The sequence below is a fragment of the Agarivorans sp. TSD2052 genome (assembly GCF_023238625.1).
Taxonomy (GTDB): domain Bacteria; phylum Pseudomonadota; class Gammaproteobacteria; order Enterobacterales; family Celerinatantimonadaceae; genus Agarivorans.
The window spans coordinates 3503519-3529044 of sequence record NZ_CP096670.1; the positions used below are offsets into that span (position 1 = coordinate 3503519).

Annotated in this window: 17 protein-coding genes and 2 tRNA genes; 4 read left to right on the forward strand and 15 right to left on the reverse strand. The window is 44.2% G+C overall.

Annotated elements, in window-relative coordinates; all coding sequences use genetic code 11:
- Positions 1 to 55 precede the first annotated feature (55 nt).
- Positions 56 to 1297 carry an imelysin family protein gene (locus tag M0C34_RS15930; protein ID WP_248712670.1) on the reverse strand — a complete coding sequence of 414 codons (1242 nt, stop codon included), beginning with the start codon at positions 1295 to 1297 and terminating at the stop codon, positions 56 to 58.
- Positions 1298 to 1510: 213 nt separating this feature from the next.
- On the opposite strand from M0C34_RS15930, the gene M0C34_RS15935 reads away from it, so the two are divergent.
- Complete coding sequence (locus tag M0C34_RS15935; protein WP_248712671.1) at positions 1511 to 1684, forward strand: hypothetical protein; 174 nt, start codon at positions 1511 to 1513, stop codon at positions 1682 to 1684.
- A 69-nt stretch (positions 1685 to 1753) separates the two neighbouring features.
- On the opposite strand, the gene M0C34_RS15940 is transcribed toward M0C34_RS15935, so the two are convergent.
- The 5 genes from M0C34_RS15940 to M0C34_RS21320 all read right to left on the reverse strand — a co-directional run bounded on the left by M0C34_RS15940 (position 1754) and on the right by M0C34_RS21320 (position 8900).
- Positions 1754 to 2101: a RidA family protein gene (locus M0C34_RS15940; RefSeq protein ID WP_248712672.1), complete on the reverse strand. Its 348-nt coding sequence runs from the start codon at positions 2099 to 2101 to the stop codon at positions 1754 to 1756.
- 58 nt (positions 2102 to 2159) lie between these two features.
- Entirely contained in the window at positions 2160 to 3617 is a 1458-nt protein-coding gene (locus tag M0C34_RS15945) for an FAD-dependent oxidoreductase (protein WP_371923081.1), read from the reverse strand.
- Between the two features lie 403 nt (positions 3618 to 4020).
- The gene (locus M0C34_RS15950) at positions 4021 to 5607 is read right to left on the reverse strand and encodes a bifunctional aspartate transaminase/aspartate 4-decarboxylase (RefSeq protein WP_248712673.1); all 1587 of its coding nucleotides are present in this window, start codon (positions 5605 to 5607) and stop codon (positions 4021 to 4023) included.
- Between the two features lie 700 nt (positions 5608 to 6307).
- Positions 6308 to 8020: an aspartate-alanine antiporter gene (gene aspT, locus M0C34_RS15955; protein WP_248711669.1), complete on the reverse strand. Its 1713-nt coding sequence runs from the start codon at positions 8018 to 8020 to the stop codon at positions 6308 to 6310.
- A gap of 478 nt (positions 8021 to 8498) precedes the next feature.
- Entirely contained in the window at positions 8499 to 8900 is a 402-nt protein-coding gene (locus M0C34_RS21320) for an OmpA family protein (protein WP_371923082.1), read from the reverse strand.
- On the opposite strand from M0C34_RS21320, the gene M0C34_RS15960 reads away from it, so the two are divergent.
- Complete coding sequence (locus tag M0C34_RS15960; RefSeq protein WP_248712674.1) at positions 8800 to 9579, forward strand: hypothetical protein; 780 nt, start codon at positions 8800 to 8802, stop codon at positions 9577 to 9579. The genes M0C34_RS21320 and M0C34_RS15960 overlap by 101 nt on opposite strands.
- Positions 9580 to 9871: 292 nt before the next feature.
- A complete protein-coding gene (locus tag M0C34_RS15965) occupies positions 9872 to 10453 on the forward strand; it encodes a hypothetical protein (RefSeq protein ID WP_248712675.1) in 582 nt (193 codons plus the stop codon).
- A gap of 670 nt (positions 10454 to 11123) precedes the next feature.
- Here M0C34_RS15965 and M0C34_RS15970 read toward each other — a convergent pair.
- From M0C34_RS15970 to M0C34_RS16000, 7 genes are all read right to left on the reverse strand, one after another.
- Positions 11124 to 17702, reverse strand: a complete 6579-nt coding sequence (locus tag M0C34_RS15970) for a hypothetical protein (RefSeq protein WP_248712676.1) — start codon at positions 17700 to 17702, stop codon at positions 11124 to 11126.
- Positions 17638 to 18303 carry a hypothetical protein gene (locus M0C34_RS15975; RefSeq protein WP_248712677.1) on the reverse strand — a complete coding sequence of 222 codons (666 nt, stop codon included), beginning with the start codon at positions 18301 to 18303 and terminating at the stop codon, positions 17638 to 17640. Before M0C34_RS15975 ends, M0C34_RS15970 begins: the two co-directional genes overlap by 65 nt.
- The gene (locus tag M0C34_RS15980) at positions 18296 to 18670 is read right to left on the reverse strand and encodes a hypothetical protein (protein WP_248712678.1); all 375 of its coding nucleotides are present in this window, start codon (positions 18668 to 18670) and stop codon (positions 18296 to 18298) included. Before M0C34_RS15980 ends, M0C34_RS15975 begins: the two co-directional genes overlap by 8 nt.
- Positions 18667 to 19602: a MotA/TolQ/ExbB proton channel family protein gene (locus M0C34_RS15985; RefSeq protein ID WP_248712679.1), complete on the reverse strand. Its 936-nt coding sequence runs from the start codon at positions 19600 to 19602 to the stop codon at positions 18667 to 18669. Before M0C34_RS15985 ends, M0C34_RS15980 begins: the two co-directional genes overlap by 4 nt.
- Before the next feature lie 9 nt (positions 19603 to 19611).
- Positions 19612 to 20385, reverse strand: a complete 774-nt coding sequence (locus tag M0C34_RS15990) for a hypothetical protein (protein WP_248712680.1) — start codon at positions 20383 to 20385, stop codon at positions 19612 to 19614.
- Between the two features lie 1056 nt (positions 20386 to 21441).
- Entirely contained in the window at positions 21442 to 22479 is a 1038-nt protein-coding gene (locus M0C34_RS15995) for a polysaccharide lyase family 7 protein (protein WP_248712681.1), read from the reverse strand.
- A gap of 411 nt (positions 22480 to 22890) precedes the next feature.
- Positions 22891 to 22966 (reverse strand) — tRNA-Trp (locus M0C34_RS16000).
- Positions 22967 to 23225: 259 nt separating this feature from the next.
- Between M0C34_RS16000 and M0C34_RS16005 the strand changes: the two genes are divergently transcribed.
- A complete protein-coding gene (locus tag M0C34_RS16005; RefSeq protein ID WP_248712682.1) occupies positions 23226 to 24683 on the forward strand; it encodes a methyl-accepting chemotaxis protein in 1458 nt (485 codons plus the stop codon).
- A 30-nt stretch (positions 24684 to 24713) separates the two neighbouring features.
- Here M0C34_RS16005 and M0C34_RS16010 read toward each other — a convergent pair whose 3' ends face one another.
- Together M0C34_RS16010 and M0C34_RS16015 are read right to left on the reverse strand one after the other, a co-directional pair.
- Positions 24714 to 25154: a tellurite resistance TerB family protein gene (locus M0C34_RS16010; RefSeq protein ID WP_248712683.1), complete on the reverse strand. Its 441-nt coding sequence runs from the start codon at positions 25152 to 25154 to the stop codon at positions 24714 to 24716.
- 134 nt (positions 25155 to 25288) lie between these two features.
- Positions 25289 to 25364 (reverse strand) — tRNA-Thr (locus M0C34_RS16015).
- Positions 25365 to 25526 lie beyond the last annotated feature (162 nt).

Here is a 25526-nt window from a genome sequence, read left to right on the forward strand (position 1 = left end):
GAAACAAGATCCACGAAAGGGAGCAAAAGCTCCCTATTATGATATTGATGGCTTTTTAGAATTCGTGGTCTGCGGTGTCAGGGTTTAAATTTTCAATGCCTAATACTTTAGCGCTCGCCTCAATGGCGCGAGTTTGCTCAACCAAGGCTAAGATAGTGCCGTTAATTAAGGCATGGCCATCGCTATTATTGGCCGCGATAAGCTGATCAAAGTACACCCCATTTTGTTCAGCACTCGCCACTAACTTGGCCGTTTCGGACATCGACAGCTCAAACATCATTTTGTTGTTTTTAGCAATTGCCGGATCCTTTTGTTTGACCAAATCATGCAAGCTAGGGCCGTTTAGCATTGAGCCATTTAAGCGCTTAAACTCACCGAAATAGACATTGCTAATACCACGGTTATTGTAATAGTGAGAGTTATGGGTGTTGTCACTGAAACAATCATGCTCATCTTCAGTAGAGTTGGCTTCTAATGCCACCTTCATACGCTCGCCAGCTAACTCACCCAGAGATAAACTCCCCATACCAAACATCACACGGCGTAAGGCTTGCTCGCTCGGCTCTGCCAGCAATTGCTGCTGATAATCACCACCGTTTGCCCATTGCTGACTCATCCATGCTAAGTCATCAACCAATAATTGGGTAACCGCAGCTAGGTAGGCGGCCCGTCGATCACAATTACCGTTGGTACATGCGCTGCCAGAGGCATAATCGGTATAAGCTCGCTCACCCGCGCCAGCATCAGAGCCATGTAAATCTTGTCCCCATAGTAAAAACTCTACCGCATGATAACCGGTTGCTACATTGGCTTCAGAACCGGCAAGCTCATTTAATGAGGCGAGTAATTCGGGGTTAATAACACTTAAATCAAGTGTGTTTTCGCCCACTTGCACATGGGTATTAGCCACAATATTGGCGGTTGCGCCAGGATTACCCAGCTCATACTGGTAATCGGCAGCCACGTAGTCGATGAGGCCCTCATCTAATGGCCAGGCATTAAGTTGCCCTTCCCAATCATCAACAATAGGGTTACCAAAACGGAACACTTCACTTTGCTGGTAAAAGCGTCGCGCTTCTTTCCAAGCAGCCTTGGCAGCCGCTAAGTGTTGCGCTGAGGGAGCAGATATTAGTTGCTGGCTTGCGTTTTGTAAGCTAACAGCGCTGCTGTGCGAGTCGCTAAACACGGCATGAGCTAACTCAGCATAATGAGCGACAACTTGATTTTGTTTTACATCTGCGTAGGCAATATTTGCCAATAATAACGTCGAGCTTAATACCACTTTAATCAGGCGCATTGTCTTCCTTAAATTTACGCTAATGAGAATACCTATCATTATCTTTACTATTTACAACAAGTAAACAAAAAAAACCTATTTTCTAAAAATAAAGAAAAATAAGGTTTACAGAGGAAGGTTAAAAAAAACGCCTTTTTAGTGTCATTAAGCTGTCATAGTAATTTTGTTAAATGCTCGCGTTCACTTGATTCAGCGACTCAGTAGAGATGAGATATGAGTATCAATACACTTAATGGAAAACAGTTTTGGAAGGTATTACGTAAGAAGGGAATTCCGCCTTCAGTATTTGCAATGAAAGCGAATTGTTCGTTAAACAGTGTATACAACTTAAAAGAGCGCAGCTATATTCCAGCCAAATTCGCTCAAGTATTAGACAGTATTCAGTAACATAAACTTGTAGTGGTTAGTGAACGCCCACTAGCCGCACTCGCTGACCACTCAAGGAAGTCTGTGTGGTTAAGCCGCTGCTGTTACCGACATTTCAACTAAAATTTCTTCTCGTGCCATGTGCGCTTGCACACACGCCCGAGCCGGTGGCGTTACGTCACTAATCCATGCATCCCACACTTTATTCATTTCAGCAAAATCATCCATAGTGCGCAGATAAATCGTTACGCTTAGCAGCTTAGATTTGTCTGAACCTACGCTGGCGAGCAGCTCTTCGACTTTTTCAATCGTGGTCCGTGTTTGCTCAGCAATGCCATGTGAAGTGTCTTTAGCAACCTGACCACAAAGATACACAGTATTATTATGGATCACCGCTCGGCTCATTCTGGCTTTACTTTCAAAGTGTTGGATAGACATGCTAACTCCTTAATAAAAAGGCTAGCAGTGCTAGCCTTGGTGCAAATAGTAGATAGCGCTAACGCGCTAAGGATAACGGGTAATTGCGTTGCTCAGCCAATTGTTCGGCTAACTCAAGTACCTGCGAATAGCCCAATTGTTGGGTACTTGGTAATTCACTCATCACTGAACCTAAGGCTTCACCATGAAGTAAACCTAACTCAGCAATGTTCTCAATGATTTGCTCGGCGGCACTTAAGGCCGAAGAAAACTTAACAATTTCGGTACGCGCATAATGGGCCTTATCAAAAGAGACACTGGCAGCGCGTAAACTAGGATCGCTACCTGGAATCTGCTGCGCCCCAAATAATGGACGGCCAGCCACAGCGGCATTGTTAAAGCTAGGCAGATAACGCGACATGTGCTTTACCGCCTCAGCAGTGCGCTGCGCCACTTCGTCACTTTGCCAGCCTTGGGTTAACTTGCGAGTCAGTAAGGGACTAAGCTCAGGTTGAGCACTATTCTCGCTAGATTTAACCAAGCCACCTTTAAACAAAGTGATGGTATCGGTCATACCGTGCAGTTGAAATAAACCATCCGGATAAGGGGTTAATTGCGCCATGCCGTTAGTCGTGCCCCGTTCGCCGTGCACAATTAACTCAGGCCAACGGCCATTTTGACTCGGCCAGTTGGCCAAATAGGCCGCTTTAAACTCTACCATACGGTGACGGCTTAGCTTAGCCATGTCATCAATACTACCACTGCGGTAACCACAGGCATTTATCAAGTAATCCACTTCGGTACTTTGGCTGCCCTGCTCTGTTTGATAATCTACTCGCCAACGCGGTTTGTCGCCATTAAGTAACTCAACATGGGTAACCTTAGTGTGGGTAAACACTTGGCAATTGTCTAAGCCCTCGCTGGCCAGTTTCACCATGGCAGCAATGCGTAACAAACTTAAGCCGTACTCTTGTACCTGCACAAATGGAAATTTAAAGGCCGATAAATCCAAGTATTTGGCCACTGGGATCATCCAGTCATCCATACTCTGCGGCTGTTGCATCGGTTCGCGTTTGGCCAGTGCTTCAAGTTGCTCACGGCTATACAAGCGGTAGTAATCTTTGGCAGGGCCCAGCTTTTGATTTTGAGGGTCTTGTTGAATCAAATTGGCATAGTGCGCCTGCACTTTTCGCAAGCGAGGCAAGAGCGCTTCTGGCTCGCCAGGATCATTTAATGGCACACTAATCACAGTAGGGCGCAGATTGACCGCGTGAGGAAACACCCGCAAGGTATTAATCGACTGCTCTAGCAACTTAAGACATTGCTCATCAGATATCTCGCGATATAAATTGCCACCGGCGTGTAAGTGGCAAGCTGGCGGGCCATTAACTAAACTGGGGCCAGCCTCAAACAAGCTAACATTGGCGCCGAGTTCGGCCAATTTAAGTGCAGCCGCTGATCCGGCAATTCCACCACCTACTACGGCGACCTGAAGCGAAGCTGAATTATTCGCTGTCACTGGGTGAGTTTGTATCACTAAATTTCATCCGCAAGATAAAAAAACTATAACGTGATTATTCTAACTGCCGATCAATGACATTGAAATACAATTCAAACAGTTTACACCGAGCTAAGCTGAAGATTTTTGTAGAGAAAGTGAAAGATAATAAAATGGATGGGGTAATTTATGATGCTTGGTGTCGTTATTCTTGGCGCTTGAGTAAAAAAGAAGAGAGAGCAAGAACCAAGCACAGAAGTCATTTTAAACGTTTTTAGTGACGTAGCAAAGAGAGTCAAATTGCCCCCTCAAGCTATCGTAGCTTGCATTCTGTTTGCTTGTGATTGCCTAACAATAATGCCTTTCATGGTAGCTAACACCGTTTGAAAAAATTGAGAAGGTTGAGAACAACAAGCGCCCTCAGGCGCTTGTTTCTTTGCGATTACTGCGCTTTGTACTCAGCGTAATGCTCGTCGAGTACTTTGCGGGTTTCGCGGCCAATTAACTCGTATTCATGGTGAGTTAAGTTCGCTAACGATACACGTACTGAGGCATGTACCGTGTCGAAGCCTTTACCAGGTAATAAAATTACCCCGGTAGACTGGGCTAAACGGAACAAGAAGTACTGACCTTTGCCACTGTCTTTAAACCAGCGTACAAAGTCTTCGCCGTAAAGTTGGCCACCAATGCGGTCAAGCTCTAACAAGGTGTAGTAATCAACACGGTCTTTATCTTCGGTCACTTCTAAACCCATGGCGCTGTATAGTGTTTTGTAACGCTCACGAATAATGCGTTTACAAGCCGCTTTGTAGTTATCTTCTAAGTCCATTAGGCAAGTCAGTGAGAATAAGGCCATTTGTACTTGTTGTGGTAAGGCCAAACCAGCAGTGTGGTTAAGCGCTACTGCGCGGCTATCAGCAACGATACGGTCAATAAATTTAATATCACGTGGGGTTGGGGTTAGCGTTTTGTAACGGTCATCTAAACGTTCTTGATGCGCTTCAGGTAGTGCACGCATGGCATCGTCAAACACGTTAGTTTCATGAATACCGATGGTGCCTAAACGCCAGCCAGTTGCGCCAAAGTATTTAGAGAACGAGTACACACACAAGGTGTTGTAAGGTAAGGTTGCGAACAACGACACAAAGTCGTCGGCAAAGGTGCCGTATACATCATCAGTAATAATGAATAAGTCTTTACGCTGCTGATTAACAAAGTCAGTGAGCAGGGCCAAGGTGTCGTCAGACATTTTCACTGATGCAGGGTTCGCAGGGTTTACGACACACAGGAGTTTAATGTCGGTATCTGCCAGTTTTTCTATTTCTGATTGAGGTAACTGCCAAGTGGTTTCGTCTAGGCGTAGTTCAACAATTTCTAGGTCGTATTCAGCCAACTCAGGAATTTCTAAGTAAGGGGTGAAAATGGGCGTAATAAGGGCTACTTTGTCGCCTTTTTTCAACAAACCATTGTTGAACATGGTCGCGAAGGTATAGGTCATTGACGCTGTGCCGCCTTCAGTCGCGAACAAGTCAAAGTTAGTGGTCATGGGGACTGAGCCGTACATTTCTTCACCAATGTATTGCTTAACCACTTTCTCAATGTTGGTAAGCATGCGTGAAGGAACTGGGTAGTTACAGCCTAAGAAGGCCAATACGAGTTCGTTAAGGAAATCGTGTTTCTCGATACCCAGACGGTCTTTTGCGTAGCTAAGGGCTTTTTGTAAAAACTGTACGCCATCTTTAGTGCCATATTGTTTTGCAAAGGTATCAAAACGTTCAACAATGCCTTCACCGTTAGGGATACCGCCAAAGCCGCCATCTAAATAAGCGTAGTTACGCTCTGCTTCTTCAATTGAAAAGTCACCTAAACGTAAAAATGCTTTACGTGGCAAGGTGGCTAAGAAGTTAGGGTTACCACGACCCGCGTCTAATAATGCACGGTCAGGAACCGTGTTCGCGAGGTCAATCAATTTGTCTTTTAGTTCAAATGGGCTTAGGTCTGCGAATTGAGAGAAGTCGATATCTAACATATTAATTTACCTTTTAGTTTACATGTTAATGGTGTTCGCCAGGCCAGTGCCTGTTGCGATGGAGGTATAGTAAGAGGGTTAGGAAAATCGGGTTAATCACCGATGAAGGACGCTATCCTTCATGGGCCGTTCGCGGCCAATAATGTCTGTGTGATTACGTCGCGCCATGTGAATTACGCGGCAAAACAAATAACTTAAGACGTTGATATGTAAAAACTAATGGTAGGTATGGTAATAAACCGCAGGGTGATAGATTGGCGCTAAAAATTCTGTGTGCGTGTTTTATTTAGCTTCATAGCCGTGAAATAACTGAAAAAAGTGGCTCAGGCATAGCAGGTCTACATAGGCTTGCCCTAGCCCATCAAGCAAAGCTAGTTCGCCCGCGGGTGTCTATCAGAGAAATGGAATACATGGCGAAACGGCCACTAAAGCCTTATCCAATGCGATATTCACAACATCTTATATAAGGGAGAAATGCTATAGCGAGCGCTAGCACCATTCGCGGAACAATAACCTTGTTTAACTGAGCCTACAATGTGTAGGCTCAGTTAAAGGAGAACACCACACCGCGCTGAAAATACTGCTACCCAGATCATTAATTAACTACCAGCTCTTATATAAAGCAAAAAAACAACAAGCGCCCTAAGGCGCTTGCTGTGTTCTCGTGCTTGAGCATGATACTCAGCATAAAACTTTTACATTACATGGCTACGTTCGTGGTGATGATACCAATAATCACCGGGCCCCATAACGTCAGTAATACGTTTGCGATGGCATAGGTCACAGTGAACGCAAATACCGGTGTTGAGTTACCTGCTTTTTCTAGTAGCGCTGCAAAGCCTGGGTTTGCACTTCGACCACCGGCCACTGCTGCCAAGGCTTCAATCGGATTTCTTACTCGTAATACATAGTAAGAGAAGAAGAAGCCAACGATTTGTGGAATTAAGGTAACACCTGCACCCAACATCAACAATGTTAAACCGTGCTCACGGATAGCATCAATTGCTTGAGGACCGGCTTGTAAGCCTACGATACCAACAAATACTGCTAGGCCAAAGTCACGTATGAAGTTTGATGCACCCAATGGGAACGCCGCGACTTTAGGGTTTTTACTACGTAACCATCCCACCATTAGACCCGAGATTAAACAGCCTGCGCCTGAGCCGATAGTGACCGGAATACCTGCAATTTTAAAATGAATCAGGCCGATTAATAAACCTACCGCCATGCCAAGACCGAGCAATACAAAGTCAGTCACATAAGCTGAGCCCAAACGCTGACCAATGGTGTTTGCCACACGGTTTAAGTCTGCGGCTTTACCGGTGATTTGAACAATGTCGTGTTTCTCAACCACTAAGTCTGCGCTAATATCTAAACTGTTACCGCCACGGGTGATGCTAGTCACATACACGCCACGGGTCAGTGATTTTTGAGCGGCCTGCTTGATTTGACCGAGCGTTTTGCCAATCAGTGTCGAGTTAGTCGCGATAAGCTGACGATTCTCTTCCACCAATTCTACTGAAGGTGGGATTTCAATTTCATCACCTAACTGGCTAGCTTGTTGTTTCACCGCTGTGCGACGCCCCGTCACGACAACAACGTCACCTTGTTGAACCCTTAAGGTTTCATCAGCGTCTAACTGTTGACCGTCACGCTGTACCAACTCGATAGCCGTATCTATTAAGCTGTCATTGGCTTGTGCAATGGTTTGATTTAATAGTGTGCTGCTTTCGTTGATGCTAAAGGCCCGAGAATCTAAGGCAGTAATGGCGTTAAATTCACCGGCTGCCAACTCCGCTTTACCGGCGTTATTCTTTTCAGCTAACTCTAGTGCTTCTTTACGGATATCCCATTTCATTAGGGTTGGGATAATCCAAGTGACCATTAAAATTGGGCCCAAAGAACCAAAGATGTAAGTGACCGCGTAACCCACTGCTACGTTGGTTTGCATGATGTTTTTTGCTTGTTCGGTAATACCGCCCAACTTGCCAATGGCATCACCAGCCGTACCAATAATCGCAGACTGTGTTAACCCACCCGCTGCAAGACCGGCCGCTGTACCACGGTCAAGGTCGAACATCCAAGCCGCGCCAAGCACCACTAACAAACCCACTGTGGTCATCACAACGGCTGACAGTAATACGTTAACCGTTTTGCGGTTAAGGGCACCAAAGAACTGAGGCCCACCTTGGAAACCAACAGCATAAATGAACAAGGCGAAGAAGATACTTTTTACACCAGGGTCAATGCTAACACCTAGCTGACCGACCAATACGCCCATAAGCAGAGTACCGGCTACACCACCAAGCACAAAACGGCCAATGGTAATTTTACCCACTAAGTAGCCAAGGGCTAAAGTGATGAATAAAGCGATATATGGAGAGCTTTGAATAAGCTGATGGGCGATGCTCATAGTGCACCCCCGCATTGATGTTGTGGCGCTGCAATCGACGTAGATACGCTGATGTGCAAACCATGTTGAATGTGTGAATTAAACATATCTACCTCTAGATTAGGATCGCCCTGTTGCGATGGAGGTATAATAAGGTGCTAAATACAATCAGGTTAATCGCTAATGAAGGACGCTATCCTTCATATGCTTTCCCCATTCTTTATCTTTTACTCAGCTTGCTCTGTAGGTGCTGTAGACAGGGAACTGTGTTCAATTAACTCTAGAGTGAATGAAACGCTGGTGTTCAACACGTTATATCCACCCTATTGAATACGGAAACCAAGATCTGGCAAATGTGGTCACATGGGTATACATATCTGAATAGTTATCTAAGTTTCCGTAATATCTTGGAGGTGTAACGGTATGATATAACTAAAGCCACCTGTTACAAGTTAAGAGGAAATAGAAATTAGAAGTTCAAAACAATATGCTCAGCAACTTAGGGGCAGCTGCCATCAGTCCTGATATAAACACGCCGATTAATTTCATCTCTCATCGGAACTAAATCAGTTATTAAAGGTTCGGATTCTCCCATCGAAATAGCTCTTACTCGATTTCTGCAATCAACATCTCCGCCGCAAATTGTATTTTTGACCGATTGTGCTCGTCGAATACCAAGAGATTTGTTGTACGAAGCTAATCCGGTCTCATCCGTATGTCCTACAATACAAAGCTGAGTTAAGTCTATTGCTCCCAATCTTAGCTTCAAGATTTTTAGCTTTTCTTCATCAGAGAGAAGGGTGCTATCGAAAGCAAAATTGAGCCTACAAGATTCGTATTTTTTAAGCTGTTGCACAGAACAGTTTGATCCATTGCACGGATCAGTAGCAGGACAAAACACGCAAGGTGGCTGTGAACCATCAGCACAAGTATCAGGAACTATACACGGTGGCTGTGAATCATCCGCACAGATATCAGGAACTATACACGGTGGCTGTGAATCATCCGCACAAGTATCAGGAATTATACACGGTGGCTGTGAACCGTTTGCACAAACATCAGGAACGACACACGGTGGCTGCGAACCATCTGCACAGATATCAGGAACTATACACGGTGGCTGTGAATCATCCGCACAAGTATCAGGAATTATACACGGTGGCTGTGAACCATCTGTACAAGTATCAGGAACTATACACGGTGGCTGTGAACCGTTTGCACAAACATCAGGAACGACACACGGTGGCTGCGAACCATCTGCACAGATATCAGGAGCTATACACGGCGGCAGTGAGCTATCCGCACATAATGAATTATCGCACGAGTTGAAACAAGGAAAGAGTCGGCCGCTGTTTGAGTCACATGCTAGAACAAAGCAACCTATCCAAAATAGCAGCACTAGCGAAAAAAGTATAATTAAAAAAAAACGTAAATATCTAAGCTTTTCAAATGTACTTTTTAAGTCCGTTTTTTCTCTATTCTTACTGGAGAGTGCTCTGTGTTTATCAAAATCGTCTTTAAGCATACTTCACCATATGGTGTACTTTGAAGTAGGTGCGCAAAATCATTTTGCCAAGTGAAAACGCAGCAGGTATTTGCGGAGGTGATATGCATATAGCCATAGTGCGATGACTCGTTTCCAACGAAACACGATCATGAGTGTAGCTTCTATTCGAGCAATCTCGATACTGTGCCTATGATTCCATAACATTCCAAAATAGTACGTTACAAGACATCAGTACCACCTTGACTTCCACCCAAAAATCCCTTTACATGTCTATTGGTCAATTATTGCACAGAAATTTCTAACATGGAATTACAATGTTCTAAGCAGAGCATGTCGACGAGCCATACAACCTACGAGGAAATACCATGCTCAAACCACTATTCAACGCCTTCACTATCAGCCTATTAATCAATATCCCCAACCTGTCGGCAAAGGAAATAGACCTTTCCAACAAGTCCGACCCCAGTGGTACCCACGAGGTTGCCCTTTGCGCTCGTGCCTCCCCGGATAACAAACTGAACTTACCGGGGCACGCCTTTGTATCGTTCACCCATATTAAGAATAACGGCGATGTAACCTTAACCAGTATCGGCCATACTCCGAACGCGGGATCCATCTCAGCATTGATGTCCTACTTTGGCACCCCTGTTAGTGGCTATCTGAATAAGGAGAAATACACGAACTCGATGCAACGCTGTTTGCGTATAAAAGTGAATAAGGCTGATTACGAGCGCGCTTTTGAATTGACCGAATCGCCTCTCCAGCAACTCGGGCTGGCTGACGCCAACGACTTAGTACTGCGTTCCTACGATCTTTCAAAGAATGATTGTATAACCTTTATGATAGAAGTGGCTGATGAGCTCAAGCCTATGGGACTCAATGTTCCAAAGCGAGGTGCAACAGATCTGCCTCTAGAATATATGGAACGGGTGATAAGCAGTAACTAACAGCGTAGACTCTGCCTTTTTAGGTGTTTTAGGCTGTAAAATTAGCCCAAAAACACTGACTAATCCGCCTGGCACTTTGCTCGCTTTAAAACCTCAGCATCGCATCAATGGTACCTGATGTCTTATAATTAACTTTAGATTTCTCATTAAGGTCGCCATAGGAGTAGCTTACACGAACTACCATATTCTGGCTGGTGCTCAATAACGAATCCTCTACATGACGGAGCGCGAACGACTTTAAGGCCTTCAGTCGGTACCAAATAATAACCACCCATACCAATACTATGCCCGGAAGGTTTCAGATACATCAAAGTATCCTGATAATAATTCAAACGGCAGCTATAGTTTAGAGTTTGATTATTGCGCTGGTGACGCAAATTCTGGGGCGTGTAGACGGTGCTCGGAGCCCAAAGGCTGATCAAGGTGAGGGCTTTAAGAAACCAATGAGCTAAATGTATTCCCCCCAGGAACCCAATAAAATTCCACGCGTAGAATAGTTCTTCAAGAAATCGGGCACGACCTGCATGGTCCGCAACACTTCTAAAAAGACTTCATGTGACTTCACCAACAAGCTCTTGTACACGCCAAAGCCAATAAAAATTGAGACATACCTAACTGTACTTTCAATCTTTTTTAGATTAGTAAAAAACAGCTTGCTCCTACTAGCAACTTAAGGATTCATCGCTTCGCATATCCATTTGCTCGGAAATTCAAGAAAACCCAAATTGGGTAAATCCTCTGACGGGTAACTGTCATCGACAAATTCCATAGCTATTTGATGTGCACATGCTGAATAATCGTTGCTACAAAGTTTATTAGTATTCATTTGAGGGAGAATCTTCATCTTTGCATCAATGAAAGTCTTGAATTTTGTCCCTGTCATTACAACCACACCGATGTGACCATCGCAATTTTTTGGTCCATAGTTACGAAACAACATTGTCCCACTGGAGCCGCGCAATACCCACGAAGAATTACCAGTGTAATAATGTACTTGCTCTGGGGTTTTGAATAACCTCAATGCAGGGAGATGGTAATGTTTTGGAAGATATTTTTTATTATCATTCGGGAATACCATTGTGATATCGAACACTTTCACCTCAGGAAGATACAACGCCTTAGATTGTTGAACTCCGTCCTGAGAAGTACTAACCAATAATAGTGTCCCCTCTTCAGTAACATCGACAATCGTCGACGATCCACACAAACCTTCCTCTTGTAAAATTGTCAGAAGCTTGTCGGACAAATCTATATATGACGGTAAATAGGCATAGCAACTCCTGTAAGACTCATCAATTGTAGACAGCGACCAAACAATTAAGCTGCCACCAGACTCGAGTTTTTGAACTAGGCTTGTCTCACTAAGTTCCTCAGGCGCTCCCTTTAGCTCACAGTATTTATAAATATCGACCGGAAGTGGCATTTTGGCTGAATAAAATAGAGTCCTGTCCATGCATGAAGCGAAGTACTTTAATACTCCTTGGAATTGAGCATCGCGGTGCGCTTGAGCGTCAAATAACAGATTTTCGTCAAGGTCATGCTGATCTATAGACCAATCAGGCAGGGAGATGATACTAGGAGGAATGTGGTCGATTGACTCAGGTATAGTGGGCAAAGTTTCTTCTCTAAAAAGTACGCTCCAATCACCCAATGTGACTTTGGGCAAAGCCTTTTCCGAGATCGGCTGATGTAGCACCACTATCCTTAGTGTCCCATCCTTTTCGAGAATCACCGGTAGTCCTTTTGAGAGGTCATCAATAATAGCGACACCGAGCAAGGGGTTAGATTCATTCGACAGATCAAGCAAGGGTTGTCCATCTGGAAGTTCTGTTGGCGCCCACCATGAGTTATTTCCAAAGTGTAAAATAGCACCTTCTGTACCTACTTTTTTGACTTTCAGAGTAAATGGCGTAGGGCCTGACTCCCTGGTCATAATGTGTATGCCTGAAGAAGATTTTTTGACCAACTTTTGATAGGCAGGTGTATCCGGATCATCTCTTTCCCGCAGGTCCTGCTTCAGACTTCTTGGTATTAGTCTTTCGATGGTACCTTCAGATAGCTCTTTAATTGGACCAAGGCTAAGGTGGGTATTATGCTGAATTTTTCGCCATTGGTGCTTTGGCACAATTGGCCGATCATCTCTACAAGGAAGTTCGGTACAGACCTCAGGGCCATCACAAGGTTTAACTGAACAGGCGATCGGGCCATCACAGTTTCCATCTATATCACATTGAAAAGCCCCCTTGATTGCATTGCTGCCTTCATCCGAAGTTTGAGCAGTTCTAGAACCACTATTTTCACCGGCAGCATTAACATCCCCCCCAGAGCCGTTTGCTGCGTTACCAATATTTCCTTCACCGTCATTACCATCAGCGTTCATCTCACCACCGCCATTGCCAAACGCAGCAAAAGGATTCATCGTTATGTCCCCAGAGAGTAGAGCTTCGAGTAATTTTTCCAGATCTATGTCCGGGAAAAGCAAACGAAGGATCATTTCTTCTATGTGCTCTTTCTTCATCCTGTGAAGGTCTTTAATCAAGAAAGTAATACGCTGACCGAAAAAGTTGAACGAGAACCTCGCTCCAGTAGTTCCAACTTCAACTTCAACAGAACTAATGTCGATATTAGCGATTTCAATACCGTGTTCTCCTGAAAGAGCTGGATTACTGAAATTGTCCTTGGTCGAAAATTTACCATCAACATCAAAAAGAATAAAATTAACTTTAGTGGAGGCGTTTACTCTTCCTTTGTCGGTCACCTCCAATCCATAATCACCGTGCATCAACTGGAACAGATGGCCCTTACCGCAAGCGGCGATACCGTTTTGTTCTGGAATAAAGTCGCCAGGGCATAGCTGTTCCATTTTGTAGCCAAGCTCGTCACAAAAATCATCCTCCTTTTCGCCAACATAAAGACATCCATTAACTCGTATTATCTTGCGTAATGAGCCCCCAATATCCATCCCTGAAGACAGCGTCTGACCTATAAAGCGAGAATCCGTTCTACCAGCGGGTATAAAATCCACGAGCTTAATAGGCCCGCCAAGTTCCAGTCCTTCGCGGCCATCCTCCTCCAATAGCTTAAGCTGCGCGTTTATTGCTACAATTTTTGACTCTGACAACCAGGAAACCGTAGAGCTCAGTGCTGGCTCGTCACTCACTGTAAGTTTCGGCGACATTAGGCTTACTGGCCCCATCGCAATGGACGGTCCCAATGGAATCGTCACAGCACCATTAAAGTGAATGGTCGGGCCTTTTTCACTAATAGTAATAATACCTATCGGTTGGCGGGAATAGCTCAGTACCTTGGCATAGAGGTCGATTTCAACTTTCAGGGAATCTTCATTGCAATTGCTTAATCGGGGCTCACCTGTTTCTATGAAAGACCCTAGATTTATCCCTTTTGCGAACGTAGTTAATCTCTCACTGATTTGGAGGCAGAGTTGGCTATATCCCAAGGCGCCTATATCAATTGCTCCACTGCCTTTTAGGAGGTCGATTTCTACAGGAACACCGTCGACGGAATACACTTCATCAAACTCTATTTCCATGTTAGTAGTCAGTGTTAATCTGTTTGGGGTAATTTGAGTTGCATCCTTGATGGTGAATTGGGCATTGTTAAAACTGAAGCTTATGGGCGCGGTTGCTTTGATTGCTTCAATGTATGCGTCCACTAATGTCTGCTCCAGATTTTGATCAAGTTGAATCCCATCTGCATTTACTCGAAGCTCGACTGGAACATTTAAAAATTTCAAGCCAAGCTCTGTTAGCTGCAGTGGTATCTCAGTTCTTAGAACCAGTGTCTCATTGAGTATTTGCGTGTAAATTGGTAAAGAACTAGTCTTAAATGCTGCAGGAACAAGTGATGAAATCCATGACTGAATCGCAGCTTCTGGCGTAAGACGGGCTTGCTCTAAATGAACCCCATCAGCAAGGGAAAAAGTCGCACCCTCAAGCTTAAACGGGGAAAGGATTCCTGATTGTGGAGTAAAGATGATAGTCAGGTCATGTGAACGTCGCAGGTTATCTCCTGTCCAGACTGCTCGACCACAGCCACTTTTACCGTTAATTTGCACTTCGGCGCTAAGCTCTGGTGCTGCAGAAAAAGACTGTTTCGTCTTTTCACAAAGTTGACTCAACTGGTCAACATAGTCATCAATACTATCCTTAAGATCATTAGGCAACAAATGATCTGCTCCCAGTCGCACCGCCTCATTGATACGTAATTCAAGGTTACTCTCCGGACGGATTATGCCACTGGTAAGGTCGACCTCCACCGCAGCATCGAACTTAGAAGGGAGTTCATTAACAGTGAAGGTGGCACTGCCTTGGAGGGAAAGGCTGTCTCTATAAAAACAGAGCTGGCTAGGCTCTACAGAGTTAGCGAACGCACTCACTCGCTCAAGCGATTGCTTCAGACAGTCAAGTTCTTTGTTGTTAGCACATGCTGTATTGGAATCCATCTTCCAGGACAATAATTGACAGGTATTGGCACCAACATGGTTTTTTATCGTGACCTTGCAGGAACTGATGGTACCATCAGTGCAGAACTGCTGAAAAGATAAAGGGCCAACGGGAAGAGGATCTTTGTCAACCACCTGGGACAGCATTTGGGTCACATCCCGCTTCATAGTACCAGCCAGTTCCTCTTCAAATACTCTACGCAGATTGGGTTCGAACTGTCCATCAAGCACAATTTGGTGATCTGTCGAGGATATGGGACCTGTGAAACTCACAACATATGACTGCCGTGACGTCACCCACTGTATACCTAAGGCGTTACGGTCCAGAGAATTGAACCCCATATCCACCACTTTGTCGTAATACAGCGAAGCGATACGGTCGGGATCTGCTGTAATTGTAATCTGTCCTTGTTTATCAATCACCACCTGAAAATCGTAAATAGCGGTACCTAAAGGCAACATCGCCTTTTCTATTTCAAGGCTTAGTTCGCCCTTTGCTGTGTCTATTTTAGCATCGCGAATACGTATTACGTCCATTCCTGGGAGCGAAATTGAACTGGCCTTGGGTGACCACTGCCAAACTGAACCCATTCGCTTGGCCGTCCCCATTAACTGTCGCCCTAGCGGGTGTGACGTCCAGTACACTTCAGCTTGGTCTGTACTATCGTGCGGAGTGAATTTGAAATGAATAAATGGCATGGACTGAATCCCTGCCTGTACGTATCGCTTGGCCACAGCTGACAAGACAACATTCATATTTTCTAAAGCTACCGAACCATCCCTCCCTACAAACGCCGTGATCAATGGATCCTCGGCCAAACGTACCACCATACCATTAGTATTAAAGGATATTTCGCTTGCCTCTAAGCTATCAAGGAACTTACGCAATGAGGCATGGACTGGATCCTTGAATTCAGCTGCCACCCTCTTCGACCAATTATCAATCTGCGGATCTATGGCAGACACGGCAGTAGCCGTTGTCGCCTCTTCAAGGCAGCCCTTAATCGCAACCAAGTCCTGATTGATTTGCCAACTAATGTTACAGAACGTGCCGTTTTTGGGCTCCGATTGCGCCCAAGGCAAGCGCAGATAAACCGATTGAGGCCAGAGTTCAATTACTCCTTGTGACCAATCTTCATCACCCGCCTGCTTGAGCAGTCCGATAAGGTTTCTTGGGGAGTCTAACTGGCTTAACCATGAGCGCAGTTGGACTTTATCGATATGTATGTCGGCCGAAGCCCATGGCGAGGAGAGCTGATTAACTAACTCTTCAATATCACCGACAGTGGAAGCCAGTGTTGCAGATACCCCTACTGGTAGCGCCTGTTTATTGAGGGTACTTTTTTCAAACCCTGAGTTTTCCTGCAACAATTGCACTGTCCAATGCAGCAACTCGCTATCTTTTTCAGATTCCAACGAGGAAAAAACCAACAATAAATCACCTAGAGACGATGTGCCGATAACGTGGCGACTGTTTATCCAGTCCAGCAGTGGTTGAATGGATTGAACGAGCAGCTCAAGGCGTGTGTGCTTGGCCAAGTCCAGCGGGTAATTTTTGAGGGCCCAACTCTCTACATTATCTATATCAAAGTATTTGGCTAAATTGCGGATAGTTGGATGGCTAGAGCAGAAATATTGACCTTCTGCGAGATTCTCCAGGGTTTCTTCTGTACTTCTTGAAGCATCTCTATAAATGGGCTCGATACATCCCGTAATCTGGGAAACCAATAAGGATTCTACGCCACGGCCAACCCAGTGACGAATCAGTTGGTCAAGCATTACATCATACTCTGCTGAATGCACCTTCCAATGTTGCGTCACCTCACTCCAGCAACTCTCAGTTAAAGGAAATTCCATCCAGTCTACATCGAGCTTGCAGTGTTCCAATGTTACATCTAGGCGCAAAAGAGATTGCGCGGAAATAAATAGTGAGCGTCGAATCTCAGAGTAGTCCTGACGTAGCTTTGCTTCCAGTTCCATTTGGACGTCGAAACTACTTGGGGTATTCTCGATTACTTCTTTATTTTGAGATCGATTTAGCAGATTGCGTAGTGCCTCGTCTTGATATAGCTGCATGTCGACAACTTTATTCATCTCGTCAAGAATCGGCCGAATATCAGTAATCAGAGCCTCAAAATCTTCTATTACGTCAAGTTCAATAAGCTTGGGGCAAGCTTTAATAATTGCCGTCGTTAAAGCATCCGTTTTATCAACCGTAGCCGGCGAGCAAATATTCTCTTTTTCTATATAAGAACGAAGCGGTTGCCAGCCCTTGTTCAATTCCGCAGGCTCTTTGGTCGCATACGCACGTGCCAATGCGTAAAGCGAGTTGATAAAGCCTGAATAAGCATGACTCCTTAGAGTATTTTCGGTTATATTTTCTGCTTTTTTTCTTAACGACTCGGTTTGATCTAGCTGGATTTTGAGCGTTGCTAACAAATCGCTTGGGGACTCGGGCCATACTACAGTTTCCCCATCTTTTTTTTCAGGAAGTATTGGCAGTGAAAGAACTAACAACTCATGAGCGGCGTGCGTATTCCACGGTTCTTTAAGCACCGACAATAACTCTATATATTCGGTGAGTCCATTATCACTAGTATCTTGTTGTATAAGCTCAAGTAACCCATAGGAGATCTCCGACTTTTGACTATCCTGGGCACAAACCTGTTCTATCGACAAGATGAATAGTGCCATCAACCAGACAAATCGAATTATTGGATTACTACCAACCCACCTTAGGGTTGAATGTAAAATCAATAGGGGCAGCCTCCCAATTACCGCTGACATTATTAAGCTCCTGTCTTATCGTTTCTGTTTGATAAGGGTGGATGACATCAATTGTGACGGAGTATTTATCAAAGTATTTAAAAAGACCCCTTGAAACTTCCAGCCGATACGTGCCGCGAGCTAACTGCGAGATTATCACTACATATTTTCGACAGTCATCCTGTCTGCCGCCACAATTAAACTCGATCTCGTGCGCGGTGGCCGTCGCATTCAGATATCGGTTTTTCTGCTTTGAATAGGCTCGAAATTGGTTTTCTAGCGACACTTTCTGAGGCATCGCCACAGTCCGACCCTTCATAAACGTACCGTTTTCTTGCCATGCGAGCTCTACTAAGGGTGCTCTGCGCATGGGATAGGGCTTCATATCCTCTGCCGGAAACTCTCCACTAGGTGGCGACGAGTTTGTGTGGTCATTTTTTCTAAGCAGTATTTCAACCATCACATACTGCTCTTTGGCGAGCAGCTTATTACCACCACTAAGTAGGACCGCAAGCGCAAACAACAGCACAAAACTAACAAACAGAGTAGCGAGTACATCCATACTCGCATCAGCACCCGCTGCTGTGTTTACCAGCCCCGCTCGCTTCCTATATTTATTCACAACTCTCAACCCAAGTAGGCTTGGAAGATAGCTGTAAAGCAGTCTTTTCAGGATTGCCTTGAGGCGGCTCAAGTCGCATGTAACCAAATGGCGTGTAAGCGTCTATAGGATATTCCCACTCAAAGTTATTCGATGTTATACAAAGCTCTGTTGCAAATTTCATCGTAAAGATTTGCGAATTATGTATAAGGCGCCACTCTTGCAGCACACTTTCTGGTAACTGTTCAGGGGCTTTAACCTTGCGCTGGCCAACTTCCATCAGAAAGGCTGCAGTGATAAGGATCATCGCAATTAGCGCAGTGGCAAACAGATCTTGTCCTGCTCCCGCGTCATCGTCATCTTCCCAGTCAGGACGATTTATCATCATCCGCGCCCATCATCGTCAATTTGCTGTGTATGGGCTCTAGCAAAAGCTTGCTTGATATATCTTTCAGTAATCCGGGACCAATTTGGAACAGTTAATCGGTGAAAAATAGGGTCAAATGACTTGATGATCTGGTTTAGTTCCAGTTCCATCTTTGTCTGAGCCTTTGTTATTCGAGAAAGTACGAAAAAAGTGAGGATAAGAGCGATGACTGTGGTATCAAATGCCACTCCCATTTGACCAATCAAGTCGATAATTGCATGCAGAATTGTTTCATAATCAACTGAGGAAGTCTCTTTATCTAAGGCTTCTTTGATGTTTTTGGAGAGATCATTCATGGAGATCATAATCCCTATAACAGTCCCTAGAAATCCTAGCATTGGTAACGCAATTCTTGTGAAATTGGGCCATGCCAGCTTCCCGAAATACTGATCTCGTATCATCTCTGTACGACGAGTTAGTTCCTCTTCCGAGCTCTTAACCTGCTGGGTGATCTGATAGGTTTTGAGGATAGCTATTACAATATTCTGAGCTTCGTGATGATTCTTATCCAATTTGTCGTAAGTGCTTTCGTTCAGAAGTGTCTTTATTTCAACCACCTGCTCTCCCTCGTTTGGGACATAGTCATGACAGGCAATTAGACTGCTACTTTTGAACTTATCAAGCGCAAAAACTGACTCAAAAGATTCTCGAAGTTTCCTCAGATCATGAACATGTTTATCGCTAGACCGAATCGCGAACAGAGCCATATATAGACTAAGCGAAACAAGCAACAATTTAACAAACAAGACCCAGCTATCACCCCCTAAAACTTGAGCTTCCAATTTACTTAAAGAGCCGAGTACAGATACTTGCCCTTGACCAAAAATTTTCATTACTTCCCAAAACACTGCTAGGGTTAAGGCTGCTATTAAAAATAAAACTCTCGATAACATGTTAATCCCTTATTTTGTTATTGCAGCAGGAGGTGCTAAAAGCTCAGGGGCAGCTTTCTGAAACTTCGAAGATGAAGATATAGACACCAGAGCTAGATCCAAAGGAACTGTTTCAGGTTGGGTATCATCAGTTGGAGGCTCCAATGAATCCATATTCTTTAGACTCGGACTTGCTTTCTCACAACCTTTACCTTTATTAGCCTCACATTTCTCGAGCTTTGTCTTGGAAGACATCAAGAGTTCTCTGTACCGTTCTAGGCGTTTGATGTTCCTACTAACTCGCGCTTGGTCATTTTTGAGACGTATAATCAAAGTCGAGTAATCCTCGCACCCAGCAGCTCCACAATCAGAAAGCTGCTTAATTATTGAGTCACCACCTTGGTCGCTAAAAGCAACCAAAGCTGTTCCAATAAAGAGCTTGGACTTTTGGTAATAAGTAATTGAAGTATCGATTAGCTTGATAGCATCCACGCACTTTTTCACAGTGTTAGGAGCCTTAACAATTTCAGTGAGGCAAGACGGAGAACCTGTGTAGCATGAAGATATCAGTTTACCGCTGCTGATCAGGCATGATGTTCCCTTAGCCCCCGCTTTTAGACCGACTTCAAATGCTTTATCTTCAGCTTGCCTAGCAAGTGAACGTGTACCTGATATGTCACGGAGGATTTCTTGACATTCTGCTCGTAGCTTCTTTATTTTGTTGCTAGGACACTCTGCTGCTTCCGCTGTAGCCACAGTGAAAAAAACTAGAAAGAGTCCATATACTACGTAACGTTGTTTCATCAGCTTCCCTGCTTTCCGTAGACAACCTCCTTAATTATTAACAGCCGCTCAAAAAATAGTCAACCATTGATCAACATTTAACCAACAGTCAACCACCAATAGTTCAGAAATTCTGTTCATAGATAAGGTACGTGCTGAATTAGACGACGTTTAAATACTTATCGGTTAGATAATTAGCATTAAAGCTGAGGTCTCCATCTTATTGGGTTGCGTTAAGGCACTACTATCAAAATCAAAGATAAATACACGTTAAATATCGAAGGATTAAAATAGTGCGTATATGGATGTAACTTATGACTATCTCGATAAGCAGGGTAAGTGCGCCTACCCATCGGTTGCGGGCAAACAGCATTCATAATTCCAAATAATCAATAAGGCCGAACCGAAGTATAAAATAATCGACTATATTCTATTAGGAAAGTGCACTTGGGTTGAGAGCACATATGTCAATTTGGTCCCCAATCGGTCCCCCAAGTATGCAACCACACCAATGTTTATGGGCGTCTTCACTTTCTGTATCGGAAAGTAATAAAAAGGACTAACATCCAAACCTGATAGACAACTCAACTCTACAGTTCGCTATTTATTATGTGGCAATGACACTCTCGCTGCTCTCAGCAGCTTTACTAACTTGATCAGACCACCCCTGCATTAACTCCATGCGGTCTTTAAGGTAAGTCGCTTTATTGTAAGTATTCCTCATACTGCTCTGAGGTGCTTTAAGCAGAGGCACCCTTGCTCTTGGCATTTAGGTAAGCCCTAGCGCGTAAATGATGATAGGGGCACACCAGGGCTTAAATAAAAAATAGAATGTAAGCACTGATGATGGCGATGAGAAATTCAAGCCGCATACCTTACGCGACGCTAAAGATTTTTGTAGAGAAAGCCAGAAACGAAAAAGGTCAGCTAAATCGCTGGCCTTTAAAATTTGCCTAGGTCGGAGGGATTCGTCTATAAAAGAGCACTGGCGGCAAGCTTTAGAGACACTACACTCGCTTTCCAGCCCCATTAAAATGAGGCTGGATAAGTTCTGGGGGCCTCGAGCTCAAAGCCCTTTTAATGACCGTTTAGCTTAAGTTTAGAGAAAGTAACACTATTGTAGTCGCCGCTTTTCTTATCAACTGCGAAATCGCCAGTACCCGCACAACCGGTTCCCCATACTGGATGAGAGTCTTGTACACTACATTGGCCATAAGCGCCTGCTTTGAAGTAGAAATCATCTTCAGCATAACCGCGCGCAAAATCTTTATCATCATAGCCTTTGCTTAGGTCAATATCGTAAGTGACTGGCTTGTGACGAGCAGTTTCAAAGCTTAAGTGCATGATAGTGCCCTCAACAACGACCTTGTAACTAAACTCTTCGCCTAGAGCGATACCAGCTTCACCAGGGTCGTGTTGATTTTCCCAAGTGTTACCCCAAACAGGAAGTGAGATATCGATGCGGTTTGAGTCTTTTTTAGCTAAGTTACGCTCGTAGTTCCAAAACACCGAACCATATTCATGGCCTGGCAGTTTTTTAAAGAAGATCTTAAGTGGCTCGTTACCATGGCCAAAGCCAGTTTTAGCTTTAATGATTTCATTATGCTTCTTGGCGTGGATCTGACCAACCACGACAGAGTGAGCAGGCCCTTTTTCTGAATGCTTAGCATTTAAAGAAACATGATTTACTTTTAAGCTTGCTTCCAAGGTGCCACCTACAGCACTGTAGCTTTCTGCTTCAGGGTGACTAGTCAGTGCCCATTGATTTAGCTTATCTGCGGTATCAATATGAAACAATGCACCACGCGGCATTTGGCGAAGTTCAGAACGCGCATTTTTCGAGTTTTTAGTGGTAATTGCTTTGTTATGCACCTCAAAAACCATGTTGCCATCGGCATCTAAGAAGAAGAAATCATTGTGCGAGAAACTCATCATCGCAACGCCTTCAATCTCATCCACTCTGCCGTCTTCATTAATGTCTGAAGGGATGGTGATTTTCCAATTACGCATATCAAATTTATCTGCCGGTACAGGGTACGACACCCCATTGTTAGCTAAAGTAGCAATAGGTAAAGACAGTAGTAGAGCACCTGTCACAACGTGTTTTGTAATCATCCTTAAGTCTCCATTATGCAATATTGTAATACATAATAGGCCAGTCAAAATAAAATAAAAGTAAGCACTCTACGTTGTGTATGCTTGCTCACATTTTCTATGCTCTGTTTTTATTTAGCGTAAAAAAGGGGGCGGAGTAAAATTAAATTCACTTTTGATTTAACTATATCAATCCTATCGGCCTCTTTCCCTAAGGCTTCATCAGAAAAACCAAGCCCTACGTGAACACAATAGACATTGTTTGCTCTGTGAATAAGTGTGTTGGTTTTCACTACTTTCACCTGATTACACAATAAACCGAATCGCAGGCTTTAACAAAGTAAGGGTTTAGGAATTGATGAGGGTAGCCTGAGAGCGGGAAATAGAAAGCCAGAAATGAAAAAGGCCAGCTAATAAGCTGGCCTTTAAATTTGGCAGGGGCGGAGAGATTCGAACTCCCAACATTCGGATTTGGAATCCGACGTTCTGCCATTGGAACTACGCCCCTGCAACGGAAACGAATTATACATAAGCCAGTTTAAAGGTAAAGCGCTTATATCGCGCTTTTGATTAAGCGAACAAAGAACCAGCAATTTGACTAAAAATCTCGCATTCACGCTGAAAAATCAAACAAATTGGCAACGATTTATTTTTTAACTAACGCACACTTCCCCGCACGCCATGTTGCTAATTTGTTAAATTGGCGAAAACATCACTCAAGTGGACAGACCTGTAGCTGAAACCCTAACAATAATACGAGCCTAAACATGTTAAACCCAGTAGAAATATACGGATATATTTTTAAACCACGCGCAATCATTGAAGAAGACCAGCAACAAGCGATTAAAACGCTGCTATTTTATTTATTTTTTGGTTTGCTGGTAGGTATTTACAGTGGCTTTAAATGGCAAAAATATGATCACCAAGCGCTGATCATCAGCTCATTAGCACTGATCGTTATCACCTTATTCGCCAGTATGTTATTGCGTTCTGGCTGGCATTATCTAGTGGTAGGCAACCTAGCCTTAAGCGGCATGGTATTGCACGCCATGAATATTGTTTATCAATCAGGTGGCCTGCTTGATTCACCCCACTTATATTGGCTACCCACCTTGTCACTGCTCAGCTACTTGGCGACCAACCGGCTATGGGGAAATATCTGGACCGGGATTTTGTTTAGCATTGGCTTTGTGATGCTGCTAGCAGACTATCAAGGTGCTAGCTTTCCACAAATGCAGTTGCCTGAGCGCGCCATGACAATAGAGCTATTCTCAGGCTTTATGCTACCGCTATTATTACTGTGGATTGGCCAAAACTATGCGCTACGTTTAAAAGATCAGGCCTATCTTCAGGCTAAACAAGCGCAGTTAACTAACCACAATATCGCGCAAGCTTCAGAGCAATCTAAACAGCAACTGCAGCAAGTGGTTGAACACGCCAGCGATAGCTCTACTCAATTGGTCAGCTCGGCGACTAATATGTCTAGCACAGTGCAGCAAATGAACAGTAAAGCTGCCCAAATAGCTCAAAGTTCAGCTGACCAACATCAGTCGATAAATCACATTAACCAACACCTTGCTCAGATGGGTTCGGTGCTGGCTCGGGCCAATCAAGCCACTTTGCAATTGCTAGATTTATCCCAACAAGCCACCGGAAATGCTGAACAAAGCGCGCAAGCAATTAGCCAAACCGAGCACTCGATGCAAAAAATCCTTACTAGCAACCAACAGATCAACAGCGTTACCGAGATCATCAGTGATATTGCCAATCAAACCAACCTACTGGCCTTAAATGCCGCCATTGAGGCAGCTAGAGCCGGAGAACAAGGTCGTGGCTTCTCGGTAGTGGCAGACCAAGTAAGAGAGCTAAGCCAGCGCAGTAGTCAATCTACCCAGCAAATACGTAGTTTGTTGGAAATCTGTTCAGCCGACGTACAACAGGGGCACCATGTGGTTGAACAAAGCGGACGAATTTTGCATAACATTATCACTCTAGTGCAGGATATTTCAGAGGGCGTTGGCCAAATGGCCGAGGTGATGCAACAACAAGCGAATACCGTGGCTGACATAATTGGGATGAGCTCTCAGGTATCTGACTTTAGCCAACATAATTCACAAAGTAGCTCAGCCTTACTCGACAATACCGAGCAGCTAACCGGCATTGCCAATCAGCTGCAAGATATGGCGGCGCAGCTACATCAAACCGTCGCTCAGCAAGAAGCCTAGGTAAACGAGCTAAGGCTTACAAAAATGGAGCTAACAGTCTTGCGCAGACATTTTGGCTTTTAAAAAGTCACTATGGCTTAAATAAATAAGGTCAGACACTTGGCGAATCAGCGCTTCTTCTTGGGGATCAATAACACCGTCGGCGTAGGCTACTTTCCATAAGGCTTCGGTAAACTGGTAACGGTGCTGGTAATCAAGCTCTTTAACGTGGCGCGTAAAATCAAATACTGAGATAGCTTGATTTGCTTCAGCTTGCGCTTGAATAAACAAATGCTCAGCTTCTTGATCGCTTAGCTCAAACAGACGCTTTATTTTACGCAAGATCACTGCATTCTCGGCATTGCTTTGCTGGCTATCACTTTGGCTTAGCTGCACCAATAAAGTGGCAGCGGCTAATTCAACATTGGGCCCGTTATCATTATCGGTACCATCAACAGTTGCTTGTAAAAATTCTCTAAGAGCCTTAAGCATTGGCCTTCCTATTTACACATATCGAGATAAGCGAGCATAAACCAGCCGCAGAAAAATGCCAAATCAACTGGAAATAATTATTATCAGGAAGCAGAAATGAAAAAGCCTCGTCATAAGACGAGGCTTTAAAAGGATGGTGCCGATTGCCGGAGTCGAACTGGCGACCTACTGATTACAAGTCAGTTGCTCTACCAACTGAGCTAAATCGGCACACTGTTGGTACTGCTGATACGCTGTATCGAGCGAGCGCTATTAAACGGATTTTCGGCTTGTTTGTCAACGTTAGAGGCAAAAAAAAATGTAGAATTTGTTTAAGTGCTAATTTTATATACAAGCTAGCTACTTTTTCAGCACTAAACTCTGCTTTATTCG

Bases quoted from the DNA above. Each gene is read 5' to 3' on its own strand.
- M0C34_RS15930 (WP_248712670.1), bottom strand. From the start codon at position 1,297: ATGCGCCTGATTAAAGTGGTATTAAGCTCGACGTTATTATTGGCAAAT.
- M0C34_RS15935 (WP_248712671.1), top strand. From the start codon at position 1,511: ATGAGTATCAATACACTTAATGGAAAACAGTTTTGGAAGGTATTACGT.
- M0C34_RS15940 (WP_248712672.1), bottom strand. From the start codon at position 2,101: ATGTCTATCCAACACTTTGAAAGTAAAGCCAGAATGAGCCGAGCGGTG.
- M0C34_RS15950 (WP_248712673.1), bottom strand. From the start codon at position 5,607: ATGTTAGATATCGACTTCTCTCAATTCGCAGACCTAAGCCCATTTGAA.
- aspT (WP_248711669.1), bottom strand. From the start codon at position 8,020: ATGAGCATCGCCCATCAGCTTATTCAAAGCTCTCCATATATCGCTTTA.
- M0C34_RS15965 (WP_248712675.1), top strand. From the start codon at position 9,872: ATGCTCAAACCACTATTCAACGCCTTCACTATCAGCCTATTAATCAAT.
- M0C34_RS15970 (WP_248712676.1), bottom strand. From the start codon at position 17,702: ATGTCAGCGGTAATTGGGAGGCTGCCCCTATTGATTTTACATTCAACC.
- M0C34_RS15980 (WP_248712678.1), bottom strand. From the start codon at position 18,670: ATGATGATAAATCGTCCTGACTGGGAAGATGACGATGACGCGGGAGCA.
- M0C34_RS15985 (WP_248712679.1), bottom strand. From the start codon at position 19,602: ATGTTATCGAGAGTTTTATTTTTAATAGCAGCCTTAACCCTAGCAGTG.
- M0C34_RS15990 (WP_248712680.1), bottom strand. From the start codon at position 20,385: ATGAAACAACGTTACGTAGTATATGGACTCTTTCTAGTTTTTTTCACT.
- M0C34_RS15995 (WP_248712681.1), bottom strand. From the start codon at position 22,479: ATGATTACAAAACACGTTGTGACAGGTGCTCTACTACTGTCTTTACCT.
- M0C34_RS16005 (WP_248712682.1), top strand. From the start codon at position 23,226: ATGTTAAACCCAGTAGAAATATACGGATATATTTTTAAACCACGCGCA.
- M0C34_RS16010 (WP_248712683.1), bottom strand. From the start codon at position 25,154: ATGCTTAAGGCTCTTAGAGAATTTTTACAAGCAACTGTTGATGGTACC.